Here is a 1,280-nt window from a genome sequence, read left to right on the forward strand (position 1 = left end):
TTTTGATATGATCCCCCTATAGTAGACAGAAAAAAGCAAGCCGTTTAATCTGTCTACTATGGAGGGGATTTTTTTATGGGCGAAATGAGAAGAACGTACGATGAGAAGTTCAAGAAAAAGGCAGTTGACCTCTATCTCAAAAAGGGATTGGGGTATAAAAGTGTCGCGCGTGAAATGGGCATTAACGATTCACTGGTTCGCCGATGGGTGAAGCACTTTGAGGCAGAGGGAGTAAAGGGCCTTGGAGAAAAGAGAGGGAAGGCAAAAGGGCCAGGCATGGGCAGACCCCGAACACGTCCTGAAGATCCAGAGGCCAAGATTAAGCGCCTTGAGGTAGAAAATGAAATGCTAAAAAAGCTCTTACAGATGTGAAAGGAGGAATGGACGCTGTTCCGAGCAGCAAAAAGTTTGCAGTCATTAAGGAATTGCTTCATAAGAAATACAACCTTACCCTGCTTTGCAATCTGGCTGGGGTATCTAGAAGTGGTTTTTACAAGTGGTTGAACCGGCAAACGTTCGTTTCACCCAAGCAACGCGAAGACGAAGCGTTGAAGCTTAAAATTGTCGAATGCCACGAGAAGCTTAAAGGCATTTATGGATACCGCAGAGTGAAGGTATGGCTAAAGCGTACCTACGCCATTCACATGAATCACAAGCGTGTACAGCGACTCATGGGCGAGCTGGGACTTCGAGCAGTTATTCGGAGGAAAAGACCTTACTATGGCAAGAAAGAGGCTTACGTGATCTCTGACAACCACCTGAATAGAGAGTTTACAGCAGAGCAGCCGAACCAGAAGTGGGTCACGGATATTACGTACCTTATCTTCGGTGGACAAAGGCTGTACTTGTCTGCGATTAAAGATCTGTTTAACAATGAAATTGTAGCGTACCAGATTAGCTCGCGGAATGATCTAAAGCTGGTGTTGGATACAGTCAAAAAGGCGAGAAAACGGCGGGACACCAAAGGTGTTCTTTTGCACAGCGACCAAGGATTTCAATACACTAGCCGCCAATACAGTAAACTACTGGAGCGATATGAGATAAAGGCAAGCATGTCCAGAAAGGGTAACTGCTGGGACAATGCCTGTATGGAGAACTTCTTCGGTCATTTTAAATCCGAGTGTTTCTATCTCCACTCCTTTCACTCTGCTAAGCAGGTGAGGCATGCTGTGCAGCAATATATCCGCTTTTACAACCATGCACGTTTCCAAACGAAATTAAACAACCTGAGTCCTTATGAATACCGAACTCAGGCTGCTTAAATATTGCTTTTTAATTAC

At 44.9% G+C, this 1,280-nt stretch carries 2 protein-coding genes; both read left to right on the plus strand.

From position 1 onward, the window contains the following. Positions 1-75: 75 nt before the first annotated feature. Entirely contained in the window at positions 76-372 is a 297-nt protein-coding gene (locus tag AWJ19_RS11425; protein ID WP_068723816.1) for a transposase, read from the plus strand. A gap of 8 nt (positions 373-380) precedes the next feature. Then, a complete protein-coding gene (locus AWJ19_RS11430) occupies positions 381-1,262 on the plus strand; it encodes an IS3 family transposase (RefSeq protein ID WP_068723818.1) in 882 nt (293 codons plus the stop codon). Positions 1,263-1,280: the final 18 nt, after the last annotated feature.

This window comes from Paenibacillus sp. DMB5 (assembly GCF_001517085.1).
Classification (GTDB): Bacteria; Bacillota; Bacilli; order Paenibacillales; family Paenibacillaceae; genus Paenibacillus_AQ.